Consider the following 24129-nt stretch of genomic DNA (forward strand, 5'->3'; position numbering starts at 1 on the left):
TGGAGAAAAATAGCCTCATGGGTGAATGAGGCATGGCGCGCTCAGCGCACCATGATTTCCTGAATGAGCCGGCTGCCGAAATAGGCCAGCGTGAGTAAGAACGCCCCGGCGAAACTGAACCAGACCACGCGGCGGCCGCGCCAGCCTTCGTGGTAGTGGCCCCACAGCAGGACGATATAGACAAACCACGCCATAATCGACAGCACCGCCTTGTGCACGTTCTCCTTGCTGAACAGATTATCCATATACAGCAGCCCGGTGCACAGGGTTAGCGTCAGCAATACGACGCCGATCTGCGTGATATGAAACATTTTACGTTCAATGCTCATCAGCGGCGGCATATCCGCGCTAAAGCTGAGCTTTTTGTTCTTCAGCAAATAATCGAGCCAGGCCAGCTGCAGCGCGTACAGCGCGGCGATAATCAGCGTAGCGTAGGCAAACAGCGCCAGGCCGATATGCACCATCAGTTCGGGGCTGGCCTCCAGATGGGTGATAAATTCGCCGGGCAGCAGGCTGGCGAAGGTCAGGTTGATCATGGCAAAGCTGTAGACGATCGGCAGCAGGAACCAGCCGCGGTTGCGCGAGGCGACGATGGTCATCACGGTGCAGATGATCAGGCTGACAATCGAGCCGATGTTCAGCAGGCTCAGGTTTTGCCCGGTGCTGACGTCGAACACCCGCTGCTGCAGCGCGATGGCGTGGCTGACCAGCGCCACCACGGCGGAAATGATGGCGAGCCGACGGTATGCGCTATTCTGCCGCAACAAGCTGGGAATGATCAGTCCAAGGCTGAGCAGGTAGGCTATCAAAGCCACGATGGAAAATACTGGCATAGCGTTATTTTTAGGCATCGGCGTGGTTAATCGAAAGGTCAGTATAGCGTTGAGCGCGCCGCACTCCAACCGATCTCCAACGCTGAGGCAGAGATCGTTAACGCTTCGTGTTATAATCGCCGCAATTGTGTCGCCATGGCGGCCTGTCATTACGTTGAGCCTGAGACGATGTTTGAAAATTTAACCGATCGATTATCGCGCACACTGCGCAATATCAGCGGCCGCGGGCGGCTGACAGAAGAGAATATCAAAGACACCCTGCGCGAAGTGCGGATGGCATTGCTGGAGGCCGACGTTGCGCTGCCGGTAGTGCGGGACTTTATCAATCGCGTAAAAGAGAGCGCGGTCGGTCATGAAGTCAACAAAAGCCTGACGCCGGGTCAGGAGTTCGTCAAAATCGTTAAGGGCGAGCTGATCGCCGCGATGGGCGAGGTGAACACCGAGCTGAACCTGGCGGCCCAGCCGCCGGCGGTGGTGCTGATGGCGGGCCTGCAGGGCGCGGGTAAAACCACCAGCGTCGGTAAGCTCGGCAAATTCCTGAAAGAGAAACAGAAGAAGAAAGTCCTGGTAGTGTCCGCCGACGTTTATCGCCCTGCGGCGATCAAACAGCTGGAGACCCTGGCCGAAAACGTCGGCATCGACTTCTTCCCGTCTGACGCCAAAGACAAGCCGCTTGATATCGTCAACCGCGCGCTGCAGCAGGCGAAGCTGAAGTTTTATGACGTGCTGATCGTCGATACCGCCGGCCGTTTGCACGTCGACGAAGCGATGATGGACGAAATCAAACAGGTGCACGCGGCGATCAACCCGGTGGAAACGCTGTTTGTGGTCGACGCCATGACCGGCCAGGACGCCGCCAATACCGCTAAAGCCTTTAATGAAGCGCTGCCGCTGACCGGCGTAGTGCTGACCAAGGTTGACGGCGATGCGCGCGGCGGCGCCGCGCTCTCCATCCGTCATATCACCGGTAAACCGATCAAATTCCTCGGCGTCGGCGAAAAAACCGAAGCGCTGGAGCCGTTCCACCCGGACCGCGTGGCGTCACGTATTCTCGGCATGGGCGACGTGCTGTCGCTGATCGAAGATATCGAGAGCAAGGTTGACCGCGAGCAGGCTGAGAAACTGGCCAGCAAGCTGAAAAAAGGCGACGGCTTCGACCTGACCGACTTCCTGGACCAGCTGAAACAGATGCGCAATATGGGCGGTATGGCCAGCATGCTGAGCAAGCTGCCGGGCGCGGGCCAGCTGCCGGATAATGTCAAATCGCAGATGGATGACAAAGTGCTGGTGCGTATGGAAGCGATCATCAACTCGATGACGCTGAAAGAGCGCGCCAAACCGGAAATCATCAAAGGGTCGCGCAAGCGCCGTATCGCGATGGGTTCCGGCATGCAGGTGCAGGACGTCAACCGTCTGCTCAAGCAGTTTGACGAAATGCAGCGCATGATGAAAAAGATGAAAAAAGGCGGCATGGCGAAGATGATGCGCAACATGAAAGGCATGATGCCGCCGGGCTTCCCGGGCCGCTAAGCGTCGCCGCTATTCAGTGATTGCGACGCTGACCGTATTGCCGCTTGCGGCAAAAAAACGTCCGAAAGTGTGATGGTGACAAAACGAATTAGCGGCAATCTACGCTTTAGATTGCTTTTTGCGCCAAAATGAGTAAAATTTTCGGGCTTTTTATATTGCAACCGGGCCCCGTCCCTCAATGGGGCCCGGCTGTTTTATTAACTAAAGAGGATGTTATGGTAACAATTCGTTTGGCACGTGGCGGCGCTAAAAAGCGTCCGTTTTATCAAGTAGTAGTGACCGACAGCCGCAACGCTCGTGACGGTCGCTTCATCGAGCGCGTAGGCTTCTTCAACCCGATCGCTTCTGGTCAGGCTGAAGCACTGCGTCTGGACCTGGACCGCATCGAACATTGGGTCGGCCTGGGTGCAACCGTTTCTGATCGCGTTCACGCGCTGATCAAAGACGCTAAGAAAGCAGCTTAATCTGTCGCGGTGGTGGCAATGAGCAAGCAACATAAACCGCTGGCGCCTGAGCAGCCGATTGTACTCGGCAAACTGGGCTCCAGTTACGGCATTCGTGGTTGGCTCAGAGTGTTTTCATCCACCGAAAACGCCGAAAGCATTTTTGACTATCAGCCCTGGTTTATCCAGAAGGCGGGTCAGTGGCAGCACGTTGAGCTTGAGAGCTGGCGTCGCCACAATCAGGATCTGATCGTTAAGGTCAAAGGCATTGACGATCGGGATGAGGCGAATCTGTTGACCAATTGCGAAATTGTCGTGGATTCCAATCAGCTTCCGCAGTTGGAAGAGGATGATTACTACTGGAAAGACCTGATGGGCTGCCAGGTAGTCACCCCCTCCGGCTACGATCTGGGCAAAGTCATCGATATGATGGAGACCGGTTCAAACGACGTGATGGTCGTGCGGGCAAACCTGAAAGATGCATTCGGTATGAAGGAGAGGTTGATTCCATTCCTTCATGGGCAGGTTATCAAGAAAGTCGATCTCGCTGCCAAGGTTATCGAGGCAGATTGGGATCCTGGTTTTTGACCTCCGGATTATACGGTCGAAGCAAGCGGAATAACGGTACGGAGATTGGCTTGTGTTTATTGGTATTGTAAGCCTGTTTCCTGAAATGTTTCGCGCCATCACCGATTACGGAGTGACTGGCCGGGCAGTAAAGAATGGCCTGCTGAGCGTCCAGTGTTGGAGTCCGCGTGACTTCACCTACGACCGGCATCGTACCGTGGACGATCGCCCATACGGCGGCGGCCCGGGAATGTTGATGATGGTGCAACCTTTACGGGAAGCCATCGCAGCGGCGAAAACAGCGGCAGGCGAGGGTGCAAAGGTGATTTATCTTTCACCTCAGGGGCGCAAGCTGGATCAAACCGGCGTGTGCGAACTGGCGGCCAACCAAAAGATGATTTTGGTGTGCGGCCGCTACGAAGGGATTGATGAGCGCGTGATCCAAACCGAAATTGACGAAGAATGGTCAATCGGCGATTACGTACTCAGCGGCGGGGAACTGCCGGCAATGACCCTGATCGATTCGGTCGCCCGATTTATCCCGGGCGTGCTGGGACGTCAGGCGTCAGCAGAAGAAGACTCTTTTGCCGACGGATTGCTGGACTGCCCGCACTATACCCGGCCTGAGGTGTTGGAAGGGATGGAGGTACCGCCGGTTTTACTGTCGGGAAACCATGCCGAGATACGTCGCTGGCGCTTAAAGCAGTCGCTGGGCCGAACCTGGCTTAGAAGACCTGAACTTCTAGAAAGCCTAGCTCTGACTGACGAGCAAGAGGTGTTGCTGGCCGAGTTCCAACGGGAACACCGGGCTTCGCAACAGGACTATGAAGGCAACGTCTAAGACGACGCCGATATATCAGTTTACCTAGGGTAAGAGACATATTATGAGCAACATTATTAAGCAACTTGAACAAGAGCAGATGAAGCAAGACGTACCTGCGTTCCGTCCGGGTGATTCCGTGGAAGTTAAGGTATGGGTCGTTGAAGGTAGCAAAAAACGTCTGCAGGCATTCGAGGGCGTGGTTATCGCTATCCGTAACCGCGGTCTGCACTCTGCATTCACTGTTCGTAAGATTTCCAACGGCGAAGGTGTTGAGCGCGTATTCCAGACTCACTCCCCAGTAATCGACAGCATTACTGTGAAACGTCGTGGTGCCGTTCGTAAAGCCAAACTGTACTACCTGCGTGAGCGTACTGGTAAGGCTGCTCGTATCAAAGAGCGTCTGAACCGCGTCGGCTAACGCTGCATCCGAAAGTTAATAGTGATAAAAGGGTCTGCCTGATGGCAGACCCTTTTTTTATGGTCAAATAAAAACAGGGAGCTTACCAGTTTAAGTCCTGCTTGCTGGCCTCAAGATCGCGGTCGTACATCATCTTCAGGTTTTGATAGGTGCACATATCGATCTGGCCGCAATACGTCTTGATGACTTTTTTCAGCAGTTTCTTATCGGTAGCCGCCGTCAGCTGTTTAAAGGCGTCCAGATTGCTCTGTTCCATCATGCGTAATGTGGCCGGGCTATCGACCCCGATGGTTTTCATATCTTTTTGCGTTCTGGCTTTGATGTAGTTGACCGCCGACTGTTTTTCCGCCTCGCTGCCTTTGAAGGTGGTGGGATCGACAAAGCCTTTCGGCATAGCCATCGCCGCCATAGGCAGCAGTAACCCCAGGGCGAGCAGCGTTTTTTTAACTTGCATGACAACCTCTTTGTGCGTGTAGTTTATTGAAGTATTGATAAGGGCGGGAGGATCCGGTTCCGCCATATTTCGACTATGTTCCCTGTCTGAGTGATTTTTGAACGAAGCCTGAGCGTTGAGAATGATGTTATTCCCACACTATCATCATGGTAACTGATTGATTGTAAGTTTAATATACTGTAAGTTATTGTTTTGCGGATTATTTAGCTTGGCTTGCAATTGCTACTTTGGTGGCTGAGGGTAAAAAAGCCTGCAGGAGCAGGCTTGTCGGCAGTCGTGTCGCGAAGCTGGGTGGCGACTCTTTACAAGTGAGGCTCTGGTGGCCAGTCAATATTAGGAGCTGCAGTGAGATCAAGGCGATTCAGCATGACCCGGTATGTTTTCCAATCAGCTAATAAAGCGATTTCGGTTTCATTCGCTATATTCAACTCTACGGCGTCCTGTAGCGGGGCGATGGCTTTAGTGGCAGTGGCTAAACGTGCAGCCTGTTCCACCATGGCTTTTTCTTGATACTCTTGTGGCAGATAGATCCGCTTGCTTATTTTTTCACCATCAAATATCCATTCGCCGGAAATATCAGCTTGGCGATTATATTCAGTATCCATGACTTCAACGACGCTGAGATCGGCAGGCCATAATGTAGATACATCTTTGTTTACGGCTATACTGCGAATAACTCCACGCTTGTCGTAAGCAAATTTGATACTATCTTTGGCAAAGTTTTTTTGGCAGCTATACCACTCGGTACCATCTTCGGCATAAAGAAACATGGCATTATGTTGTTCGCGCAAGCTTAACTGTTCTGGCGTCGTTGGTTCGCCTAATTTGAAGTTTTTTATATTTACCATGATTTATCTTCCAATAGTTATCCATTGACCATTTTTATATATTTGGATGTAACTCCAAAATAAACTTTCAGCAGAATAGTCGCCGTCTCGGTTATCAAATCCGGTCAATACGGTGTTTTCGTGATAGGTATAAATTCCTGTGGCGCCAACTTTCTTCTCAGCACTGTACCTAACACTTTGAATAAAGTTTTGATTAACCCAATCAATAGTGGCTCTGGCTCCGACGTGTAGGTTGAACGACTCCCAGTCTACACGGCTATTGACTTGTTCAATTATTGCATCCCATAGCCATTTATTACCCCAGCGACTGCCCATAATATTACCATCGCTGGCATGAACCGCGGGGCCGACGTTCAGGGTGCCGTTGATGGAAACGTCGTGCCCCATTGTCACCGCACCGTTTTTTATATTAACGTACAGTGGACGCATATCGTTGAATCCACCATATTGGTCTTTGGCATTTGTCAGCATCAAATACAGGCTATTGCCGTCGTTACGCCAGAATGTCCCATAGTCACCGCCGATTGAGCGGTAATTATTAGGCACCGTTGACTGTATTTCAGCGCTGGTTTTTAATGGGCCGGTTAACTGCCCGCCGCTCTTCATTAAGTAACGACCATCCGCTTCATTTTTACTCCAGGCTCCCACATCCGCAGACGTCGGTTTGTTTTCCGTGCTGTAGTACTGTTGAAATGGCCCCCATACGCCTGCGGGAGAGGTGCAGTAGCGTATATATGTGCGGGTAGTATTTGCACCAGCGTGCCAAAAAAGCTGTTTGGCGGATATTGCATCGTATTTAATACACAGCATTTCCCAGTTGGCTGCGGGATTAGGTGTATTTGCGGCTCCAGGTGCTAACTTGTAAAAGCCGGTTTTACTGGCAGCATTAGCATCGCTGATGTTAATTGCCGCTCCCCCCAGGCCGAAAGCGCCTACGGCCATCAGCTGCCCGCTTTCGGTACCGACGTTTTTGGTGGCTGCACTACCCAGCTGCAGATTACGTCGGGCCGTTTCTTTATTTGGCACGTCGCTGAGGTTTGACGCTTTTTTCAACCCGGCATCATTGACCTGTTTCAGCGCCGCCGGAGTTATCGCTTTGTTTTCATCCGGGCTGTTAGTGGCGTTTGACAGCATCACGAAACCTTTTGCCGTGGTGGTGGCGTCGGGGTGGCGGCGTGAGCCTTCATGATCCAATAAGGCTTTCTCGACAAAGTCTCTGCTCGCCAACACCGTATCGTCACCGGCAATTACCTGGATGGCGTCGGTATTGCTGACGATCAGGATCATGCGCAGCGTTTGCGTACGCCCGCTACCTTCTTCCAACTTGGGTTTGTAGCTTTCGGCCATATTGCCGACGGCGATCAGTTCGCCGGATTCGTCGAACAACCCCATTTCACGCAGCCAGAAACCGCCGACGTTTGCCGGTATGATCAGTTCGGCGACGATATGATCTTTCGACGCATTGGCAATATCCAATGCGTTGAGCGCAGCACGGTATTGTTCATTAAGCAGCTTCGTTTGTTCTGGCGTGGGTTCGGGCAGTGTGCCATTGCCGTCGCCGACGGCCATATGCGTAATCTTTAGCTGTGTCCCGCCGGCCGTTGCGGCGGCAATTTTTGCTGCGCCGGCAGTGGTTATTATCGCTTTATATTTCGTCATGTTGGGTATCTCTATCCGGGGTAAACGGTGGTGACATCACCGTCAAGAGCCGCCGCGCCTGTATAGACGTATCCTGCCACGGCTTGTGAAATTGTCAGGCCAAGTAAATGGCGACTTACGGGTTTGGCATCGGCGATCATGCGTTCCATCTCAAGGTACATGTCTTCGCTGATGCCGCTTTCCAGTACGCCGATATTGAGCCGGAAGGTGCCGGGTGGGTCATCGCCGCCGTGCCACCATTCGTCAACGTTAATCAGGTAGCCCAGTGGTTCAACTACGCGGCGTATTGCACCGAGCGTGCCCTTATGCCGGTGGACAAAAAAGGCTGAGGCGATAACGCTGCGTTTTGTCTCTTCCGGCCATGTTTCATCCCAGTGATCGACGGAAAAGGCCCAGGCCAGGTAAGGTAATAAATTGACCGGGCAGGTTGCCGGGTTCCATAAGTCGCGCAGTGACACCGATACGTGTTCCAGTTCGGCGCAGGCCTGCGCCGCGGCGACTTCGAGCAGCGTCGAACCAACCGGCAACAGCCGGTTGGTTGCCTGATTTGCTAATAAATCGGCGTCAAACGGTGGCATGGTTTACCCCTTGGCCGCGGTTTGCGTTGCCGAGCGTGCTTTGCCCGTGGCCACTGCGGCCGGTGCCTGTGGGCTATCTCCACGCTTAACGATGACGCGCGCAACCGACTCGTGCGTAGCAAACGTACAGCTGCAGTTAATGTTCTGGCATTGGTGGTAGCGTTCTTTGGTTGATTCGCTCAGGTAACGGCTGGAACGGGTGTGAGCGACGTTACCGCATACTGGACAGTGCATCATAATCAAATCCCTCTATCGTTTATTCAAGCTCTGTGATTTATATTACATCCGTATCTCGCAAATGCAAGATATTAACTCGTAATTGAGTTCACATTTCTGTTGTGTGGTAAGTGACGTCATCAAGCATCACCTGTAGGTCCAAAGTGCAGGTGTATCCGCTGCTGCTCAGGATGTGGGTGATGGTGTTGATGGCCCACCGCTGACTATCAATCTGCGATTTGAAGCCGCGAACGATGATTGGCGTGCCTGGCACCAGGTCCGGTCGCCCGATAGCCAGGTTGATGGTGAACTTGGCCAATCCTTGCTGTATTCGTTTGAATACGGCTTCGGCGCCGCGCATCGCAGCATCTTTATCCCGAAAGATCTTAGGGATATTAAATATGTTGTCTCCGGCACCGAGTAGATAGTTGTTTGGCGATGTTTGAGCGCCAGGTTTTGCTGGTGGTGAACCGGCGGTATTTTTGGAGCCTCCCGGCAACTGGCGGTCGAGACGAATTTTTTTATTCGCGTCGTTAGGTTTATCGGTGTTTAGCCAAACGGCGCTGACGCCGCTATAGGCGTTTTTATCCGCGATGTTGAAGCTATGCTTATCACCGTCATTGCGGGTAAGAACCTGTACTTGCAGAGGCTCACCGTTGCTGACGCCGCCCACTCCAGGCTTGAAGAATGAAATCCTCTGGAAGCGTAAACTCACCTTGGCGCCATTGAGCGTCGCCAGCCGTACCAGGAATTGCAGGTCTGACTCATTGGTCTGATCGATATGCGGAATGGTTATTTCGCTGAGCCCGGTGTCTACATTCGGGGCGCGCAGCTGGTTGCGTTCCGATATTTGTTTAATGATGTCTCCCAGAGCAATATCAGAATAAGACTGGCTGCGTAATTGGTTGAGTGAGCGTCTAAAATCAGCGCTGTTAGCCGATATTGTCAGTTGGTCCGGTGCGCCGGTATGGGTAATGGTGTCAATGACGAATGAGCCATGTCCAAATAACGCCGAACCTTGCCAGCCAATATAAAGCGTTAACAGCGCGCCGCGTCTGGGCATGATGAGCTGGCCGTCGCTATCGTCTAAAATGATGCTCAGAGAGTCTGCGGCAAAGCCGCTGACGTCTTTAAGCTTCAGCGAAATCAACCGAGGTGCGATGGACGCAGTAATATCCTTGTCATCCAACGTGATAATAAAATCAGGGGCAATCTTGCCCCCCATTGGCAAAGCGGTGTCGGTGATCATGAGTTAAGTCCCGCCGCCTGTTTTGCCTTGTCCAACAGCACGCCGGCTTTATGCAACACGCCTTCCGCCTGCGTACGCAGATCGCCAAACATGGCGTGCAGCGACTCATCCACGCGCTTCAGCGTGATATCAAAATTAATTTGTCGTGGTTGGCCATCGGGGAACAGCTGCGTGCCGGTCTGGCTTAACCGTTGAATCACAAACATGCCGTAAATCGTTCCACTCCCTTCAATCAGCGGCCAGGCTCGCCCCTGGTCCGCCATTGCCTGCAGAACGGCGAGTGAGATACGGCCCCCGGTCAGTTCCGGCATCAGCTGCCCCGACAGGGTGATGGTTTCGGCGTCAGGGCCAAGGAATTGCGAAGTCGCGCGTTGGCCTACGCGTTTGTTTTCCGGCCACTGATAGGTGACATCACGTTTAATGGTTTGGTAGGGAAGCGTACGCAGCTTAAATACGTAGATCCCAAGGGTTAGCATCATGGCGTTGGCTCCTTAATTATGGGCAAATTGGGATTGTGATAAACGGTCGCTTTCCCACTGCTGCTCCTGATTGAGTTGGTAATAGATATTATGAATTTCCTCGCGGTCCATGCCCGGCGTGGTATGAATCGTCACGTTATTGGTCACCGTTCTGTTGCCGGCCGTGGCAGCGACGCCGGGCGTTATGGCCGGTTGATAGGTCGTTAGCGGAGAACGCACTGCGTTAATGGGGGTATCGTGTTCCAATACGGGAGCGGCAGGCGGTGGCAGGCTGTTTTCCTGTTTTGCCTCCTTCTTCAGCAAACCCACTTTCTCCAGCAACCCGACGACGTAACCGCTGACGCTTTTCACGAGCGATAGCGGGTCGGTTAAGGCTTCAGCCAAGGCTTTCCCCATGGATCTCCCAACGTCTGAAATCTTGTTTAAGCCTTCTTGCGTCATTTTGACCGGAGTAAGGAAATCCTTGATTTTTCCTATGATGAAGCTGAACAGTTCACCGATCGGCTCGAACAGGCTTTTAAACGGCGCGAGTGCTTCAAGAACACCGTCGATAATGCCGCCAATAAATGCGGAAATTGGCTCCCAATATTTATAAATGACCGCCGCGCCCGCGATGACAGCGGCGATGACCGCAACAATGGGGAGGCCAAGCGCGGCAAATGCGGCGGCGATGGCGCTGCCGACACCGCTGAAAATACCGCCGAGCAGTGCGGCGCCGCTCATCAGCATATTGATGGCGCTGAGGGCCGGAACAATAAATGTGCCGATGCCGGCAAGGCCGCCAAGCAGTACGGCTATAGCGCCGGCAACGGTGATCAGCGTTGCGGTCAGTTCCGGGTTATTGGTTACCCATTGCTGCAGCGTATCCAGCCACTTGGTCGCCGTTTGCGTTAGCTCCCGCAACGCGCTGTTCTGTCCGCCGAACAGATCAATGCGGATGCGATCCCAGCTGGCGAACAGTTTTTGTATATCGCCGTCTAGGTTGTCGCCCCGTACCGTCACTATCGCCTGAGCGGCGCCGGCAACATTGCCTAACTGTTTACCGGCCGGAGCCAATTGCGCCGCCGTTTGTTCCAGGCCTGTTCCCCGGCTGAGCGCGTCGGGCGCTGCCGAGACCAGCTGTTTGTTCAGGTCCGTCAGAGGGAGCGCATAGCTGTTGCTGGCTTTGGCCATAACGTCGGCGATGTTATTGGCCTGATCGACCGGCAGTTTGAAGGCCTGCTGTACGCCGGTGAGCGCTTTTACCGCCTCGTCAATGCTGCTGCCGCTTGCCTTGGCTAAACGTAATGCGGCCGGCGCGGCGGTCAGCACTGCGTTGGCGTCATAGCCGCTGTTTGCCAGCGCCGCCTGTGCCTGCTGTATATCGGCTGGCGTATCGGCGCCGCTTTGTCGTTGGCTGGCCTGCTGTTGCAGCGCCAGCAAGTGCGGATCGTTTTGTGCCAATCCCAGCTGTGCCTGCAGAGCAGAAAGCTGCTGCTCAAACTGCACGCCGGGCGTAAATAGCTGCTTGCCGCCGCTGAACAGCGTATTGCTGACTGCGGCTGCGGGTTCGGTAAATTTGCCCAGCGCATCAATACGCCCCTGACGGCGGTCCTGGTTAACAAATACTTGTGCACGACTGCGCTGACGTTGGTCGTTTTGTATGGATTTGTTCGCCCCGAGCAACATTTGCTCCCAATTCAGGCGCTTACTTTGCTGTTGCGTGGCTTCATCCAGTTGCGCGGTGTTGACACCTTTTTTTCCGAGTTTTTTGCTCAGCCGGCCCTGCTGGAAGGACAGCATTTTGCTCCGCGCCTGTTGGAAGACGGCATCGAAGATTAATTGCTGACCAGTTTTGATATCCTCCATAGAGGATATGGTGGCGGGCTGCGATGCGCGCGCCGCCCGGTTGTGATTTAACTGTTGTTGAACCTCGTCAGCCTGGCGCCTCAGCGCCGCCAACTTTTTCAGCTGTGCGAGCTGTTTTTGCGCATAGTGAACCCGCTTGGTCGACAGAATGACATCGCGGTTGGCTGCTTTTAGCGTAATGCCGTTGAGAATAATATCGTCGGCAGCCTGTTGGTTACTCATCGGTTTCTACTCCACTACGTTGAAGGGCCCGCTGGCGCCAGTCGATCAACTCCCCCAGCCCCATACCGTTCATCTCCGATGGCGGCCAGTGAAAAATCACCGCAATATCCGCCATCAGATCGTCCACGGTCAGCACCGGGTCGATGTTTACTCCGCCGACTTCGGCGCTAAAAAACCGATCACCATGCCAGCCAGCGCGATCAGGTCCGGCAGTTCCAGACGGGCGCACTCTTCTTTGGTCAGGTTCGGGTAGGTGACGCGCGGCAAAATGGTGATCAGCGCGTCCACGTCGGCATTTGCCAGCGCCGCCAGGCCGATGCCGCGCAGACTGCCTGCGGTGGGCTTGGTGACCATGACTTCGCTAATTTCGCTGTCGCCGCGTTTGATTGGGGTATCGAGTACGACGCTGGTATCCTGAGAGGTGTTCATTTCCATTGTTTTTTCCTTAACTGTGTTGGCTATGGGGTAAAGCGGCCAGCGCCCGGCTGGCCGTCGGTATAACGATTACAGGCCGATGGCCTTGCGGTGTGCGGCCAGCAGGTCGACGCCGTCCACTTTTTCGATCATGTTGACGGTATCGATCTCAATCAGCTCTTTGCCGTCGATGCTCAGCTTGAAGTAGGTACAGTCGGTCGAGACCTTGGTTTCCGTATCTTCGCCTTGCTTGAAATCACCGCTGTCGATCTCTTTGTGGCGGCCGCGCATCACCACTTCCAACGCGGAAACGTCGCCGCTGTCATCGCGTTGGAAAGAACCGGTGAAACGCAGCGGTACCGCGTCGACCTGGCCCCATTGCTTCAGCACCAGTTCATCGATGCCGCCCATGGTCCACTCGACCACCAGCGCATCATCGTCCAGGCCAAAGTCGACCGATGCCGCGCCGTTCATGCCGCCGCCGCGGTATTTCTCCAGCTTGCGGGTCAGTTTTGGCAGGGTCAGCGAGGAAACCACGCCCATATAGTTGAAGCCGTCGTTAAACAGGTTCAGGTATTTCAATTTCTTTGGTAATGCCATCTTGTTGTTCTCCTTAGCTGTTTACGGACGCGGCGAAGTTCGCCAGGTAGCGATCGGTAATGCGTTGACGCAGGGTGAGGTCTTCCAGCGGCGGCACCGGGGTGTAGTCGTAATCGATGAACAGCTTGCCGGCTTTCAGGGTTTCCTGGTCGTTAGCGCTTTCGTCGTACCAGCAGTCGCCGTCGATGATCAGGCCGGCGGATTTCAGCTCGCGGAATTTGGCTTTAATGCCGTCGATCATGTCGCGGATCAGCGTTGGCGTCAGGGGACGATCCACCGCCCACAGGTGTGCTTCGGCCATGGTGTCTGCCAGCACCTGTGCGGTGCGGGTATAGTTTTCAAACTGGAACAGCGGATCGTCGGCGCAGGTGCGTGAACCCCAGAATTTGAAGCCGTCTTTGCGGATCAGCGTGGTGACGCAGGCTTCATTCAGCAGGTCGGCATCGGTGCCTGTCGTTTGCAGATCCCAGAAGACGCTGGCGGAAATACCGCTGACGCCGTTGACGCCGACGTTGGACAGCGACTTATGCCAGCCGGTCTCCTGGTCAATCTTGGCGCGCAGGCCGAGCGCACGGGCGGTGGCATAGGCAATATCGCTGCTGTTGGTGGTGGTGTTCCAACTGACGAAGTCAGGCCAAATCAGCATCAGCTCGCGCTGGCTGAAGTTTTTACGGTAGGCAATGGCTTCCGTAACGGTTTTACAGCCGTAGGCGCTGATATAGCCGAAGGCGCGCAGCTGCTGACAAATGGCTGCCAGCGCCGTGGCGACCTGCAGATTATCGAAGCCGGGCACGCCGAGAATACGCGGTTTCACGCCCAGTTCAGCCTGTGCCGCCAGCAGGGCTTTCATGCCGGTGTATTTACCGTTCTCATCGGCGCCGCCGATAATGTTGGAGGTGGTTTCCGCTTCGTCCTGACCTTCGGCGACGCGTACGACCACGGTGACCGGTTTGGCTTGCTCGGCGATGGCCAGCAGCGCGGCGGACAGCGTCCCTTTTTTACCGGCTTTGCCGCTGGCGGCCAGTACGTCGGTGATCAGCACCGGTTGGTTAAGTGGAAAAACGCTGGCATCGGCATCTTCTGCGGTACAAACCATGCCGATGACCGCCGTTGAGACGGTGGAAATTACGCGAGTGCCTTCGTTGATTTCAAGGACACGTACGCCGTGGTGATAGTCACCCATAGTATTACTCCGTTTGTTGGTTGGTAGGAGTAGGATGCGCTTCTCAAGGCGGGCGTGCACGTCATTGGGTATGTATCAAATCTGACACAACATCAGGAAAAATAAGGTAAAAAAAACGCCCCGGGAGGGGCGTTGTTGGTGATGGAGTCGTGACGTTACGTCAACGGGTAACGGGCCTACAGTTTGGGCTGTGCCGGCCAGCTGATATCCGGCGCAGTCGAAACATCGACGGCTTTTACCGCTTTTTTATAGGCCATCCACTTTGACAGTTTTGTTTTATTGCCGGCGCTGATGTCACCGAGCATCAACTCAACCCGCCAGTCGGCGGTGATGGCGTCGGCGTGTGCCAGTAGCGTTTGTCGCTGCTGTTCTGCCGCGGCGATATTGCCGTCGCGCTTCGCTGCGCTGTCCGTAACCCATTTCTTCCGTTTCCACTTGTCATAGGGCGAGCTAGGGGCAACCGGCGTGGTGTCGGGCGGGTAATCACCGATCGTGGTCATGAGCTGCGGCTCCCGGGTGAGGGTGCTGTAAATCGTTTCGCCGCGGTGGTCCGGCAGATATTCCCAGGCCAAGAGGTCGGCCGTTCTGCAGATGGCATAGCCGTCTTTTTTGTCTCCCGGCGCGTCGATACATGAGTTTGCCGGCAGGCCAACGCCAGCGGCAAGATATTCCACGGATGAAGAGAGATATTCGCGCGTATCACCAGAGTAGTTAAAGACGGTAATATCCCCGGCGGTGGTCGCGATCAATTTTTTAGTAAGTTTTGCTTTAGCCATTATGCGGCCCTCACGATATAGTTAAATGCGATATTTCGCGGGCGTACGGCTCGGTATGTTGTACCCGTTGATGTCTGTGTTGTCTGGGCTTTATAAACAGCATAAGAAGGGTTATATACACCTATCTCAGCACTATCTGTGTCAATACCGTGGTACTGATTAAACGCCCCAAGTGCTACTGCTATACTCGTCGCCGCTTGTGACGAGAGTAAGTTGCGCCCACTATCAACGCCTTTCCCATCATCCCAGCCCCGAATAAATTCCCCGCGTAAGTCAGGCAGTTGCAATGTAGGATAAGCCTGCGCCAGCAGCGGATATTTCGTTTTATTAAATGTTGCGCCATTGCATTTAAGCCAGCCTGCAGGCGGCGTGTCGGTTGGCCATGGCAGTGGAATACCGACGGGCATATCCGTTCTCAGCAGGCGTTTTGCAACGTCGTCGTTCACTGTTTTGATCGCTTTTGGCGTTGCCGCCAAGGTGTCATCGGTACTGTCCGTTGCGTTACTCAGTTGCACAAATCCCTTATCCGCAAGGCTGGCGTCAGGATGGTTGCGGGTCTTGGCATGTTTTTGAATTTCATCATCCACATAGGCACGCGTCGCCAGAACGACGGCAGGATCGATCTTTAAGGTCACGGCATCGCTGCTGGAGACAATCAGCGCCATACGGATGGTCTGTGTACGGCCGCTGCCTTCTTGCAGTTGGGGTTTGTAGGTTTCCGGACAATTGGCGATGGCCACCAACGTATCCTCTTTATCGAACAGGCCAATTTCACGGATCCACCAGCCGCCTTCATTTTCGGGGATTATCTGTTCGGCGATGATTTGCGCACTGTTATTGGCATCAACGCTGAGGGAATTTAGTAAGGCCCGGCGCTTTTCCGCCACCAGCGCCGTTTGTTCAGGGTTGGGAGTGGGCAGCGTGCCGCCGCCGTCACCGACCGCCATTTGGGTTATCTCCAATTGGGTACCCAGCGCGGTGGCGTTGGCCAGCTTGGCCGCACCTTGATTGGTTAATATGGCAATAAATTTGGTATTCATGCGTTTACTCTTAGGTTGTCGATAATATGGATGGCTCCGCCTATATGGCTGCCGCCGTTGACGCTGAGAAGCTCAGGCAGGTAGGGATAAACGGTGAGCTCATCGCCGCTGTAACAGCCGGCAAAGACGTTGGCTGGGCCGTGTACGGATAAATTGATTGCCAACCCGATCAGATGACGGCTGACCGGTTTGGCATCGTCGATCAGCCGCACCAGTTCCTGGTACATCTCATCCGTAATCCCCTGATTCTGTACGCCGACGTCAAGACGAAACGTTCCCGCCGGTTCATCGGATTGCCACCACTCCGCGACGCGAATCAGGTAACCGAGCGGCTCCACGACGCGGCGAATGGCGCCGATGGTGCCCTTATGGCGGTGAATGAAAAACGCGGAGGAGACGACGCTGCGTTTGGTCTCTTCGCTCCAGCTTTCATCCCAGTGATCGACGGAGAATGCCCATGCCAGATAGGGCAGCAGATTGAGCGGACAGGTCGCCGGGTTCCACAGTTCGCGTAGCGGCGCCGGCGTTTCGGCCAGCTCGGCGCAGGCCTGCGCTGCGGCAACTTCCAACGGCGAGGTGCCGACCGGCAACAGGCGGCTACTCATCCGATCCTCCGACTTTCAGCGCATAGCTGTTGCAGTAAGAGGCCTGGGTTTTGTCCAGCACGATGTCATTTTTCGGGCTGGCCAGTTCGACGCGCTGTACCCCTTCGGCATGCAGCGCAGCGTAAATGGCTGACAGGCGGATATCGCGCCCCAGACGGTGCTGGGCGCTGATGTACTGCTTGAGTTTGGCTTCGGCCGCCTGGCGAATTGGCTCTGCTTCCGGGCCGGGGTAAAGGTACAGCGTCGCATCAACGGCGTAATTGACGATCGCGGCGGACTGCACCGTTACGCGATCGGCGACCGGCCGCACGTCTTCGTCGTTCAGCGCGTGTTCGACGATCGCCAGCAGCTCATCGCTGGCGGTGCCGTCACCCTCGCGGGACAGCACGGCGATGACAACGGTGGCCGGGCTGGGGCTGGTGGCAGAAACGTCGGCGATGCGCCCGTCCGCCGAGCGCCCGTGGTATTCATAGGCGCCGCTGGAACCCGCGACGCTCAGCCCTTCGAATGCCTGCTGAATACGCACGCGGAAGTCGCTGTCGGACTCCATAATCGCCGGCACCGGCGGCACGACGCTGTTATCGGGTTTTTGCACCATCAGGCGCTCAACCTGGAAATTGGCGCCGATCTGATCCAGATCGCTGCCGGTGGCGTAGCCGAGCATCACCGCCTGCGCTGCTTCATTCACGCGTTGACGCAAAATCAGTTCGCGATAGGCGTTTTCCTGCAGCAGCTTAACCAGCGGCTCCGATTCCAGCGCCAGGGTGCGGGTAATAGCATCGCGCTGATCTTCAGGAGACAGGGCGATCAGCCTGGCCTTACGTTCGGCCAGTAAACTTTCGTAATTTAACGGTTCCACCACCGTCGGGGCGGGCAATAAGCTCAAATCAATCGTAGGCATGGTATTAGCTCACTGAAACTGAAAGGGAAAAGTTATCCGGGGTGTCGGTACGACTGCCGGTCAGGTCGACCACCATTTTTCCGTCAAAGGTGGTGTTAATCGCGATATCGGTCAGACGAATCCTTGGCTCCCACTGCAGCAGCGCGCTGTAACAGGCGGCCATAATTTGCAGCCGCAGCGCATCGTTTTGCGGTTGATCCAGCAGCTCGGAAAGCAGAGAACCGTATTGACGACGCATGACGCGTGAGCCAATCGGGGTAATCAGAATATCGCTCACCGACTGGCGAATATGTTCGATATCGTTAATGGCACGGCCGGAGTTACGGTTCATGCCAATATATTTTTCACTGTTCATAAGGGTTTATCCGTTTGGCCTCCGCCGTTTTGTACGCCGCCGTGCGTGTGGGTATGCAGCACGATGCCGTTAGATGTGAGGCTGCCGCCGGAGTGGGTGACGTCGCCGGTGACATCACCGCCCTGACGGACGGCGAGCGAACCGGTGACCAGATGTTGGGTGCATTCCACTTCCGGGGCATCCAGGGTAATTTTGCTGCTGGCGCGGCAGACAATGTTGGCGGCGCTGACCGTTACCGCTTCCGCTGCCTCCAGCGTGGCGCTTTTGATGCCGCGGGCAGTCAAGGCGCCTTGCGCCGGCTCGTACTCAATGACCGCGCCGTCGCCAAAGGCGATATGCAGCGCTTCGGCTGAATGCGACGGCGGCGGGAAGTCATGGGAGAAAATGCCGGGCAGCACGAAAGCGGTGTCCAGTTCGCCGCCCAGCGACAGCACCAGCACCTGCTCGCCGAGGCTGGGCGCCCACCAGCTGCGGGCGCTGCCGGCGCGGCTGGTCAGCCAGTTCAGCCAGTCGGTGTGATTGCCGCCGGTGGTCACGCGACAGCGTCCGCGTTCGAGATCGATCTCGCTGACGGTGCCGATACGGATCAGGTTGCGCACCAGGCGCTGAATATCGGGGTTATATGTGTTCATAGGGTTACCATGCCGGTAAGAGAAAAGGGCGGCAACGCGGCGGGGTTTGACTGCTGACAGCACAACAAAACCCGTCGCCCTGTCCGGGGTTAAGGATGTTGCAAGTGGCTGATGAGTTCCCCATGCAGATAGACGTCGGTAAAACGCAGCACGTTTTGCGGCTCCGGCGGTTCCGGCTGCGGCGTGATATGCAATGCATCTTCACGCTGCTCGACCAAAATCCGTTCGGTAAGCTGCAGCTGAATGTCGAGCTGGCCGTTTTCTGTAACGTCGAGGCTGAACGCAAAGCCGTTGTTGCGTTTTTCTACATTAGCCAGCAGATCCGGCTGGTGGCTACGCAGCCACGCCAATACGGTGACCATCACCAGGTCGCAGTCGGCCGCATGTCCGGCCAGCGTCAACTTAAGCAAGTAGCGGTATTCAAATGACAACGATTGGCCCGGCGTGGCGACGACCCGGCCGTCCGCCAGTTGCATCGTCAGTTTTTCCGGCTGGGCCTGCAGGTCCGGTAGCGCCTTGAACAAGGCGTCACGCAGCTGGTTGGGTTTTAACATCATGTTTTCTCCTGACACTGTTTAATCGCTTCTATCTGTAATGCGCACTGTATGAGCGCGTGTTCGAGCTGACGGATATCGGCGCTGAGATCGCCGTTAGTGGCGAGGTGATTACCGGGAATGGGGCAACTGCTGACTTTCGGACAGCCAGCGTAGGTAATCTCCGGGTTTGGTGAAGGCGGGACGCTGGTGCAGCCGGATAACATCATCAGGCAGCCCAGTGCGATACCAGTCGCGTAGTTTTTTGTTTTCATTGAGTAACCCCTGTAAGCGTTGTTCACGTTGCAGCGTTAAACCCTGAGCGCCGCTCAGCGCCTGACGCAGCGCCAGTTCAGCGCGCTCACGCTGTTGGAGCTGTTGTTCCAGTTGGCTGATTTGGGCGTCGCGTGCCGTCAACGTGGCCTGCGCTGCGCCAAGACGCTGCTGCTGATGCTCCAACGTCTGCTGCAGATGTTGGTTCTGCCAGTGTGATGCCGCGAGCAGGGCTAACAGCAGCGCGCCGAGGCTGAGCAACCAGCGGTTCATGGCGACACCCCTTGTAAACACAGAGCGCGCTCGGCCTGGCGGCGGCGCTCCAGCCCTTTACTTTTGACACCGTTGACATATACCCAGCGCGGCAGTTGATCGCAGGCTTGTTGCCAACGCTGCTGTTTGATGAAGTCCGCCAGCGTGGAGCGGCAGGCGGCGCCGACGCCGACGTTGAAGGCAAAGGCGCTGACCGCGTCGTAAACCGGTTGCGGCATGTCCACGTTCATACAGCGCGCGATGCCTTTTTCCACGTTGCGTACGTCGTCCAACAGGTTGGCTGCCGCCTGACGTTCAGTGATCACCGTATTGGGTTTTACGCCCGCGGTATGGCCGATGCCGTTGGTCCAGACGTTGGCGCTGCATTGATAGGGCGACAGCTGACAGCCTTCAAAGTCGGCAATCAGGCGTAAACCCTGTTCGGATGTGCGTACCTGGCCGAACTGCGGCAGTGTGGCGGCCAGCGCTAAAATGGCGACGGCGCTGCAGCGTTTAAGAGTTGGGCTCATCGTTTTTCCACCGTTTGAGAATTTTCTTTTTAAGCGACTTTTGTAACTGGTAGCTTTTATGGCGGTAGTACCAGTTCACCGCGAAGGTGCCTACGCCGACCGCTGCGCCGAGCATGGTGGTGATATCCGCCGTTGAGTAACGGCCAAACCATGCCAGTGCGGCAGCGGAGAGGTAGGAGAGCGTTGAGGTGAGTTTTTCCATCGTTTAGTCCCACAGTTTCACCGTTTCCCGCCTGGCGGCGGCGTTAAGTTCGGGCATTTCTACCGGATAGCCGTGCGGCAGGTGTGCTCCGTATGCCGCCAGCCCGCGATTGGCGCGATAAACCTGTTCCACCACGTTTTCTGTGCTGCCGTAATAGCGCCAGCACATCGCGTCAATGGTGTCGCCTTGTTGTGCATAAATTTTCATCATTACCATCCTGCGATGCGGTTGTTGGTCAGGGACGCAGGGAGTGCGCCCGGTTATCCGTAGTTTCCCGGCAGAGTCTTGTCGCCACAATGCAATAGGGTTGTGGGCGTAGTGACACAACGGATCGGGATAATTACCGTGGTGCGGATAAAAAAATACCCGCCGGTCGGCGGGTAAAAATTGGCAGCAAAATGTAGGGCGCGGGGGCTAGCGGGAGCGCTGTTGCTGGTCTGCCGGATAGTAGACGGTTTGATAATCGTTCTCGGGGAGTTCCTGCGCGGCCAGATCGGAAATCAGTGACATGGCGACCAGGAACTCGGACGGGGTGCACTGTGCAGCCTGTGATACATCGGCGATGAACTGGATGCGTGACAGTGTTAGTTGTTGTTTATCCATAATTTCCACCGTGTTTGCCCTCGCTTAAATATACTGTGTATTTATACAGTATTAAGCAAAATGCTAAATGGGTCAATGCTTCTGCGCGCCAATTGTTGACGCTGAAGACGGCAAATACGGATTAATCTGAAATGATAAGGAGGGATAAAGCACTCGGTGAGTGGGCACTGCTGCTCTGAGCCATGTGAGGCAAGGCAGAGAGTGACCGCCATGCATTTTATGCCGTCATTTCTCGCAAAATCGAGCTTGATATTTTTCTTTAATTATCATTCCGGTGCAGACAAAATAGGCAACTAATTATCATAGGCCGATTTTTGTGGCCTGTGACGGTATTTGTATTTTCGGCGTCCATACCGCATCATTTAACTATAGGTTAAATAATAGGCTAGCCTGGTGTTGATAATGCATTTTATCCAGGCTAAGTCGTAAAGTGTGACTTGCTTATGCAAGCTTTAATTGTGACCGGGGAAAATATGGCTGAAGATACTGTGAATGAGCGCGCCGCCGTCGGGGCCGTGATAGAAAGAATTCTGTCCGCTTACGGCATCACGACGCAGAAAGAGTTGAGTGAGATTTTGGGCATTGCGCCAAATAATGTGAGCAGTTGGCAGCAGCGCGGCAGCGTACCGGGCTATGTCATTATCAATTGCTCATTGACCACCGGCGCTGATTTGTCCTGGTTAATGACCGGAGAGTCCACCGCGGTGAAACCGAAGGCCAAACAACAGGCGGCGGTTCACGGTAAAGCGCTGTACGAGCGCGTGCTGGCATCCGGTGGTAAAGGCGTGCTGCGTCGCATTTTGGACGCTTATGGTTTCAGCCTACAGAAAGAACTGGGCGATTTACTGGGGATTTCGTCCGGCACCATGAGCACCTGGGTGCGCCGCAACTATTTCCCTGGGGATATCGTGGTGACCTGTGCGTTGGATACCGGCGTTTCCCTGCAGTGGCTGGCTACCGGGGAGGGGGAAATGCTCGAGGCGGGATCGGCGCAGGCGAAACAAGCTGAAGGTGCGCGGGTACTGCCGCTGTATCGACTGATCGCCGGTCAGCTGAAAGATGGCGGTGAGTGGGTGGCCGACCGAACGTTGATTCCGTCCACGGCTGAACGGCCGGCGTATGTGGACGGCGGCCGCCTCGCATGGCTGGTGGATTTGTCGGTGACGAATATCGCCAACGGACGCTGGCTGCTTGATATCGACGGTAACCTGGACGTGTACGATATTGCCCGCTTACCGGGCAATCAGCTGCAGGTCAGCGGCAACAGCGCCGATTTCCAGTGCTGCACCGATGCGGTTAAGGCGCTGGGGATGGTGTGGCTGACGCTGACGCCGCAGGCATAAAAGGTTGGCCTACAAAAATGCGGTGACCAGCAGGTAGCCGGTAACGCAGGCGGATGACACGCCGATCAGCCCTGGCATGATAAAACTGTGGTTGATGATAAATTTCCCGATGCGCGTCGTACCTGAGCGGTCGAAACCGATGCAGGCCAGATCGCTGGGGTAGGTGGGCAGTACAAAGTAGCCGTAGGCCGCCGGGAAAAACGCCAGCAGTATTTTCGGTTCGACGCCCAGTTGTAACGCCATCGGCGCAATGGCGGTCAGCGCGGCCGCCTGGCTGTTCACCAGTTTCGAGACCAGAAACAGCACGATGGCGTAAGTCCAGGGCTGGCTTTTGACCACGTCTTCAAGCAGCAGTTTTAACTCCCCCATATGCGCCTGGAAAAAGGTGTCGCTCATCCAGGCGACGCCGAATACCGAGAAAATGGCGACCATACCCGCTTTAAATACCGCGCCGTTGGCGATCTCGCCCGGTTTGACCTTACAGCTAATCAGTATGACGGCGCCGGCAATCAGCATCATCATTTGGATCACCAGGTTCATCGAGAGAGGCTTCAACACTCCGTTGACGGTGAAGGACGGGCGCAGCTCGGAGAAGGCGCCGAGTAATACGACGACGGCGATCGCGGCAAAAAAGATCAGTGTTGACGCATAGGCAGATTTGGCAAAGCGCTGATCCAGTAAGGTCTCACTGGCGCCGTAAATATAGGCGCGCTGTTCAGGATCGCGGATGCGTGCCTGAAAGTCGGCATCCTGCTCCAGCTCTTTGCCGCGCCGCAGGCTCCAGAGTGCTGCGATCAGCACGCCGACCAGCGAGGAGGGGATGGAAATCGCCAGGATCTCCACCAGGGAGTATGCACGGCCTATTCCGTGCCCGGCGGCGATAATTGATACCAGAGAGACGACGGCCACGGAAACCGGCGAGGCGGTAATCGCCATTTGTGAGGCGACCGAGGCAACGGCCATCGGGCGTTCGGGGCGGATGCCTTTTTTCAGCGCAATATCGCCGATGATCGGGAACATGGTGTACACCACGTGGCCGGTGCCGCATAAAAACGTCAGCGTCCAGGTGGTCAGCGGCGCAAGCAGCGTAATGTGCTGAGGGTGCCGACGCAGCAGACGTTCGGCGTATTGCATCAGTACGTTCAGTCCCCCGGCGGTTTGCAGTACCGAGGCGCAGCCAATGACCGCCAGAATGGTCAGCATCACCTCAATGGGCGGTTTACCCGGCTGTAAGCCAAAAACAAAGCACAGCACAAAGATACCGATGCCGCTGATTAATCCCAGCCCCATACCGCCATAGCGCGTGCCGACCAATAGGCAGGCAATGATGATGATGAATTCCAGAGTTATCATGCAAATCCCTGAGCAGCATTAAATAAAAATGCGGTTACCTGTCGGCGCCGGCGATCTTATGGGGCTAACCGGAAAGAGGTATCAGCCGTTTTACCGGTATCATTAACGAATTGAGAGGATGAAATCTTGAGATAGCTCAATGTTTATGCGAGCAGTGGGCGGTAATTACTGATGCATTTCTTATTTAATTATTTAAAATCAATGTATTACATTTATATCTTGTGCTTTGCACGTGATAATAACGCGCTGCTTCCTACTGATCTATGCCGTTGCCGCTAACTCACTCACCTCGTTCTTGTGTAAACATATCTTTGCATTGTGTGTTTTTAAGTTGTTTTCATTCTATGTCTTACAGGACATTTTATTT

Annotated in this window: 33 protein-coding genes; 6 read left to right on the forward strand and 27 right to left on the reverse strand. The window is 55.0% G+C overall.

Annotated features, from left to right (window positions below; all coding sequences use genetic code 11):
- Positions 1-41 precede the first annotated feature (41 nt).
- Positions 42-833 carry a cytochrome C assembly family protein gene (locus I6G83_RS11085; RefSeq protein ID WP_054307970.1) on the reverse strand — a complete coding sequence of 264 codons (792 nt, stop codon included), beginning with the start codon at positions 831-833 and terminating at the stop codon, positions 42-44.
- 168 nt (positions 834-1001) lie between these two features.
- On the opposite strand from I6G83_RS11085, the gene ffh reads away from it, so the two are divergent.
- The 5 genes from ffh to rplS all read left to right on the forward strand — a co-directional run bounded on the left by ffh (position 1002) and on the right by rplS (position 4614).
- The gene (gene ffh / locus I6G83_RS11090) at positions 1002-2363 is read left to right on the forward strand and encodes a signal recognition particle protein (protein ID WP_054307971.1); all 1362 of its coding nucleotides are present in this window, start codon (positions 1002-1004) and stop codon (positions 2361-2363) included.
- A 215-nt stretch (positions 2364-2578) separates the two neighbouring features.
- Entirely contained in the window at positions 2579-2827 is a 249-nt protein-coding gene (rpsP, locus tag I6G83_RS11095) for a 30S ribosomal protein S16 (RefSeq protein ID WP_004932501.1), read from the forward strand.
- 18 nt (positions 2828-2845) lie between these two features.
- Entirely contained in the window at positions 2846-3394 is a 549-nt protein-coding gene (rimM, locus tag I6G83_RS11100) for a ribosome maturation factor RimM (protein ID WP_054307972.1), read from the forward strand.
- Positions 3395-3446: 52 nt separating this feature from the next.
- On the forward strand, positions 3447-4214 hold the full coding sequence (gene trmD, locus I6G83_RS11105; protein ID WP_015671005.1) for a tRNA (guanosine(37)-N1)-methyltransferase TrmD: 768 nt from the start codon (positions 3447-3449) through the stop codon (positions 4212-4214).
- 43 nt (positions 4215-4257) lie between these two features.
- Complete coding sequence (gene rplS / locus I6G83_RS11110; RefSeq protein ID WP_004932484.1) at positions 4258-4614, forward strand: 50S ribosomal protein L19; 357 nt, start codon at positions 4258-4260, stop codon at positions 4612-4614.
- A gap of 82 nt (positions 4615-4696) precedes the next feature.
- Here the strand turns inward: rplS and I6G83_RS11115 are convergent, their stop codons facing one another.
- The 25 genes from I6G83_RS11115 to I6G83_RS11230 all read right to left on the reverse strand — a co-directional run bounded on the left by I6G83_RS11115 (position 4697) and on the right by I6G83_RS11230 (position 21075).
- On the reverse strand, positions 4697-5068 hold the full coding sequence (locus I6G83_RS11115) for a hypothetical protein (protein ID WP_054307973.1): 372 nt from the start codon (positions 5066-5068) through the stop codon (positions 4697-4699).
- A gap of 302 nt (positions 5069-5370) precedes the next feature.
- Entirely contained in the window at positions 5371-5916 is a 546-nt protein-coding gene (locus I6G83_RS11120) for a tail fiber assembly protein (protein ID WP_054307974.1), read from the reverse strand.
- A gap of 3 nt (positions 5917-5919) precedes the next feature.
- Positions 5920-7575 (reverse strand): phage tail-collar fiber domain-containing protein, encoded by a 1656-nt coding sequence (locus tag I6G83_RS11125; RefSeq protein WP_054307975.1) that lies wholly within the window; start codon positions 7573-7575, stop codon positions 5920-5922.
- A gap of 11 nt (positions 7576-7586) precedes the next feature.
- The gene (locus I6G83_RS11130; RefSeq protein WP_062779167.1) at positions 7587-8153 is read right to left on the reverse strand and encodes a phage tail protein I; all 567 of its coding nucleotides are present in this window, start codon (positions 8151-8153) and stop codon (positions 7587-7589) included.
- A 3-nt stretch (positions 8154-8156) separates the two neighbouring features.
- Complete coding sequence (locus tag I6G83_RS11135; protein WP_072186101.1) at positions 8157-8390, reverse strand: ogr/Delta-like zinc finger family protein; 234 nt, start codon at positions 8388-8390, stop codon at positions 8157-8159.
- 88 nt (positions 8391-8478) lie between these two features.
- Positions 8479-9618: a contractile injection system protein, VgrG/Pvc8 family gene (locus I6G83_RS11140; protein ID WP_054305806.1), complete on the reverse strand. Its 1140-nt coding sequence runs from the start codon at positions 9616-9618 to the stop codon at positions 8479-8481.
- Positions 9615-10097, reverse strand: a complete 483-nt coding sequence (locus tag I6G83_RS11145) for a phage tail protein (protein ID WP_054305805.1) — start codon at positions 10095-10097, stop codon at positions 9615-9617. Before I6G83_RS11145 ends, I6G83_RS11140 begins: the two co-directional genes overlap by 4 nt.
- 12 nt (positions 10098-10109) lie before the next feature.
- Positions 10110-12167 (reverse strand): phage tail tape measure protein, encoded by a 2058-nt coding sequence (locus tag I6G83_RS11150; protein ID WP_054305804.1) that lies wholly within the window; start codon positions 12165-12167, stop codon positions 10110-10112.
- Complete coding sequence (locus I6G83_RS11155; protein ID WP_054305808.1) at positions 12160-12294, reverse strand: GpE family phage tail protein; 135 nt, start codon at positions 12292-12294, stop codon at positions 12160-12162. The genes I6G83_RS11150 and I6G83_RS11155 overlap by 8 nt, the downstream gene beginning before the upstream one ends.
- Positions 12295-12314: 20 nt before the next feature.
- Positions 12315-12602: a phage tail assembly protein gene (locus tag I6G83_RS11160; RefSeq protein ID WP_054305803.1), complete on the reverse strand. Its 288-nt coding sequence runs from the start codon at positions 12600-12602 to the stop codon at positions 12315-12317.
- A gap of 69 nt (positions 12603-12671) precedes the next feature.
- Positions 12672-13181 (reverse strand): phage major tail tube protein, encoded by a 510-nt coding sequence (locus I6G83_RS11165; protein WP_015671015.1) that lies wholly within the window; start codon positions 13179-13181, stop codon positions 12672-12674.
- 13 nt (positions 13182-13194) lie between these two features.
- Entirely contained in the window at positions 13195-14364 is a 1170-nt protein-coding gene (locus I6G83_RS11170) for a phage tail sheath protein (protein ID WP_015671016.1), read from the reverse strand.
- Between the two features lie 176 nt (positions 14365-14540).
- Positions 14541-15140, reverse strand: a complete 600-nt coding sequence (locus I6G83_RS11175) for a tail fiber assembly protein (protein WP_054305802.1) — start codon at positions 15138-15140, stop codon at positions 14541-14543.
- Entirely contained in the window at positions 15140-16180 is a 1041-nt protein-coding gene (locus I6G83_RS11180) for a phage tail protein (RefSeq protein ID WP_054305801.1), read from the reverse strand. The genes I6G83_RS11175 and I6G83_RS11180 overlap by 1 nt, the downstream gene beginning before the upstream one ends.
- On the reverse strand, positions 16177-16785 hold the full coding sequence (locus I6G83_RS11185; protein ID WP_054305800.1) for a phage tail protein I: 609 nt from the start codon (positions 16783-16785) through the stop codon (positions 16177-16179). Before I6G83_RS11185 ends, I6G83_RS11180 begins: the two co-directional genes overlap by 4 nt.
- Positions 16778-17686 carry a baseplate assembly protein gene (locus I6G83_RS11190; RefSeq protein ID WP_054305799.1) on the reverse strand — a complete coding sequence of 303 codons (909 nt, stop codon included), beginning with the start codon at positions 17684-17686 and terminating at the stop codon, positions 16778-16780. The genes I6G83_RS11185 and I6G83_RS11190 overlap by 8 nt, the downstream gene beginning before the upstream one ends.
- Positions 17687-17690: 4 nt before the next feature.
- Positions 17691-18041: a GPW/gp25 family protein gene (locus I6G83_RS11195; protein ID WP_015671021.1), complete on the reverse strand. Its 351-nt coding sequence runs from the start codon at positions 18039-18041 to the stop codon at positions 17691-17693.
- The gene (locus tag I6G83_RS11200; protein WP_054305798.1) at positions 18038-18673 is read right to left on the reverse strand and encodes a phage baseplate assembly protein V; all 636 of its coding nucleotides are present in this window, start codon (positions 18671-18673) and stop codon (positions 18038-18040) included. Before I6G83_RS11200 ends, I6G83_RS11195 begins: the two co-directional genes overlap by 4 nt.
- A gap of 89 nt (positions 18674-18762) precedes the next feature.
- Positions 18763-19227 (reverse strand): phage tail protein, encoded by a 465-nt coding sequence (locus I6G83_RS11205; RefSeq protein ID WP_054305807.1) that lies wholly within the window; start codon positions 19225-19227, stop codon positions 18763-18765.
- The gene (lysC, locus tag I6G83_RS23560) at positions 19227-19436 is read right to left on the reverse strand and encodes an Rz1-like lysis system protein LysC (protein ID WP_232238959.1); all 210 of its coding nucleotides are present in this window, start codon (positions 19434-19436) and stop codon (positions 19227-19229) included. The genes I6G83_RS11205 and lysC overlap by 1 nt, the downstream gene beginning before the upstream one ends.
- Positions 19339-19752 carry an Rz-like lysis system protein LysB gene (lysB, locus tag I6G83_RS11210; RefSeq protein ID WP_054305797.1) on the reverse strand — a complete coding sequence of 138 codons (414 nt, stop codon included), beginning with the start codon at positions 19750-19752 and terminating at the stop codon, positions 19339-19341. The genes lysC and lysB overlap by 98 nt, the downstream gene beginning before the upstream one ends.
- Entirely contained in the window at positions 19749-20261 is a 513-nt protein-coding gene (locus tag I6G83_RS11215; RefSeq protein WP_054305796.1) for a lysozyme, read from the reverse strand. The genes lysB and I6G83_RS11215 overlap by 4 nt, the downstream gene beginning before the upstream one ends.
- Positions 20245-20463 carry an HP1 family phage holin gene (locus I6G83_RS11220; RefSeq protein WP_054305795.1) on the reverse strand — a complete coding sequence of 73 codons (219 nt, stop codon included), beginning with the start codon at positions 20461-20463 and terminating at the stop codon, positions 20245-20247. The genes I6G83_RS11215 and I6G83_RS11220 overlap by 17 nt, the downstream gene beginning before the upstream one ends.
- 3 nt (positions 20464-20466) lie before the next feature.
- On the reverse strand, positions 20467-20670 hold the full coding sequence (locus I6G83_RS11225) for a tail protein X (RefSeq protein WP_054305794.1): 204 nt from the start codon (positions 20668-20670) through the stop codon (positions 20467-20469).
- Between the two features lie 207 nt (positions 20671-20877).
- On the reverse strand, positions 20878-21075 hold the full coding sequence (locus I6G83_RS11230) for a hypothetical protein (RefSeq protein WP_015671029.1): 198 nt from the start codon (positions 21073-21075) through the stop codon (positions 20878-20880).
- 434 nt (positions 21076-21509) lie between these two features.
- Between I6G83_RS11230 and I6G83_RS11235 the strand changes: the two genes are divergently transcribed.
- Positions 21510-22409 (forward strand): phage repressor protein CI, encoded by a 900-nt coding sequence (locus I6G83_RS11235; RefSeq protein ID WP_054305793.1) that lies wholly within the window; start codon positions 21510-21512, stop codon positions 22407-22409.
- Positions 22410-22418: 9 nt separating this feature from the next.
- Here the strand turns inward: I6G83_RS11235 and I6G83_RS11240 are convergent, their stop codons facing one another.
- Positions 22419-23762: an anaerobic C4-dicarboxylate transporter gene (locus I6G83_RS11240; protein WP_054305792.1), complete on the reverse strand. Its 1344-nt coding sequence runs from the start codon at positions 23760-23762 to the stop codon at positions 22419-22421.
- Positions 23763-24129 lie beyond the last annotated feature (367 nt).

It is taken from the genome of Serratia rubidaea (assembly GCF_016026735.1).
In the GTDB taxonomy this organism is placed as follows: Bacteria; Pseudomonadota; Gammaproteobacteria; order Enterobacterales; family Enterobacteriaceae; genus Serratia_B; species Serratia_B rubidaea.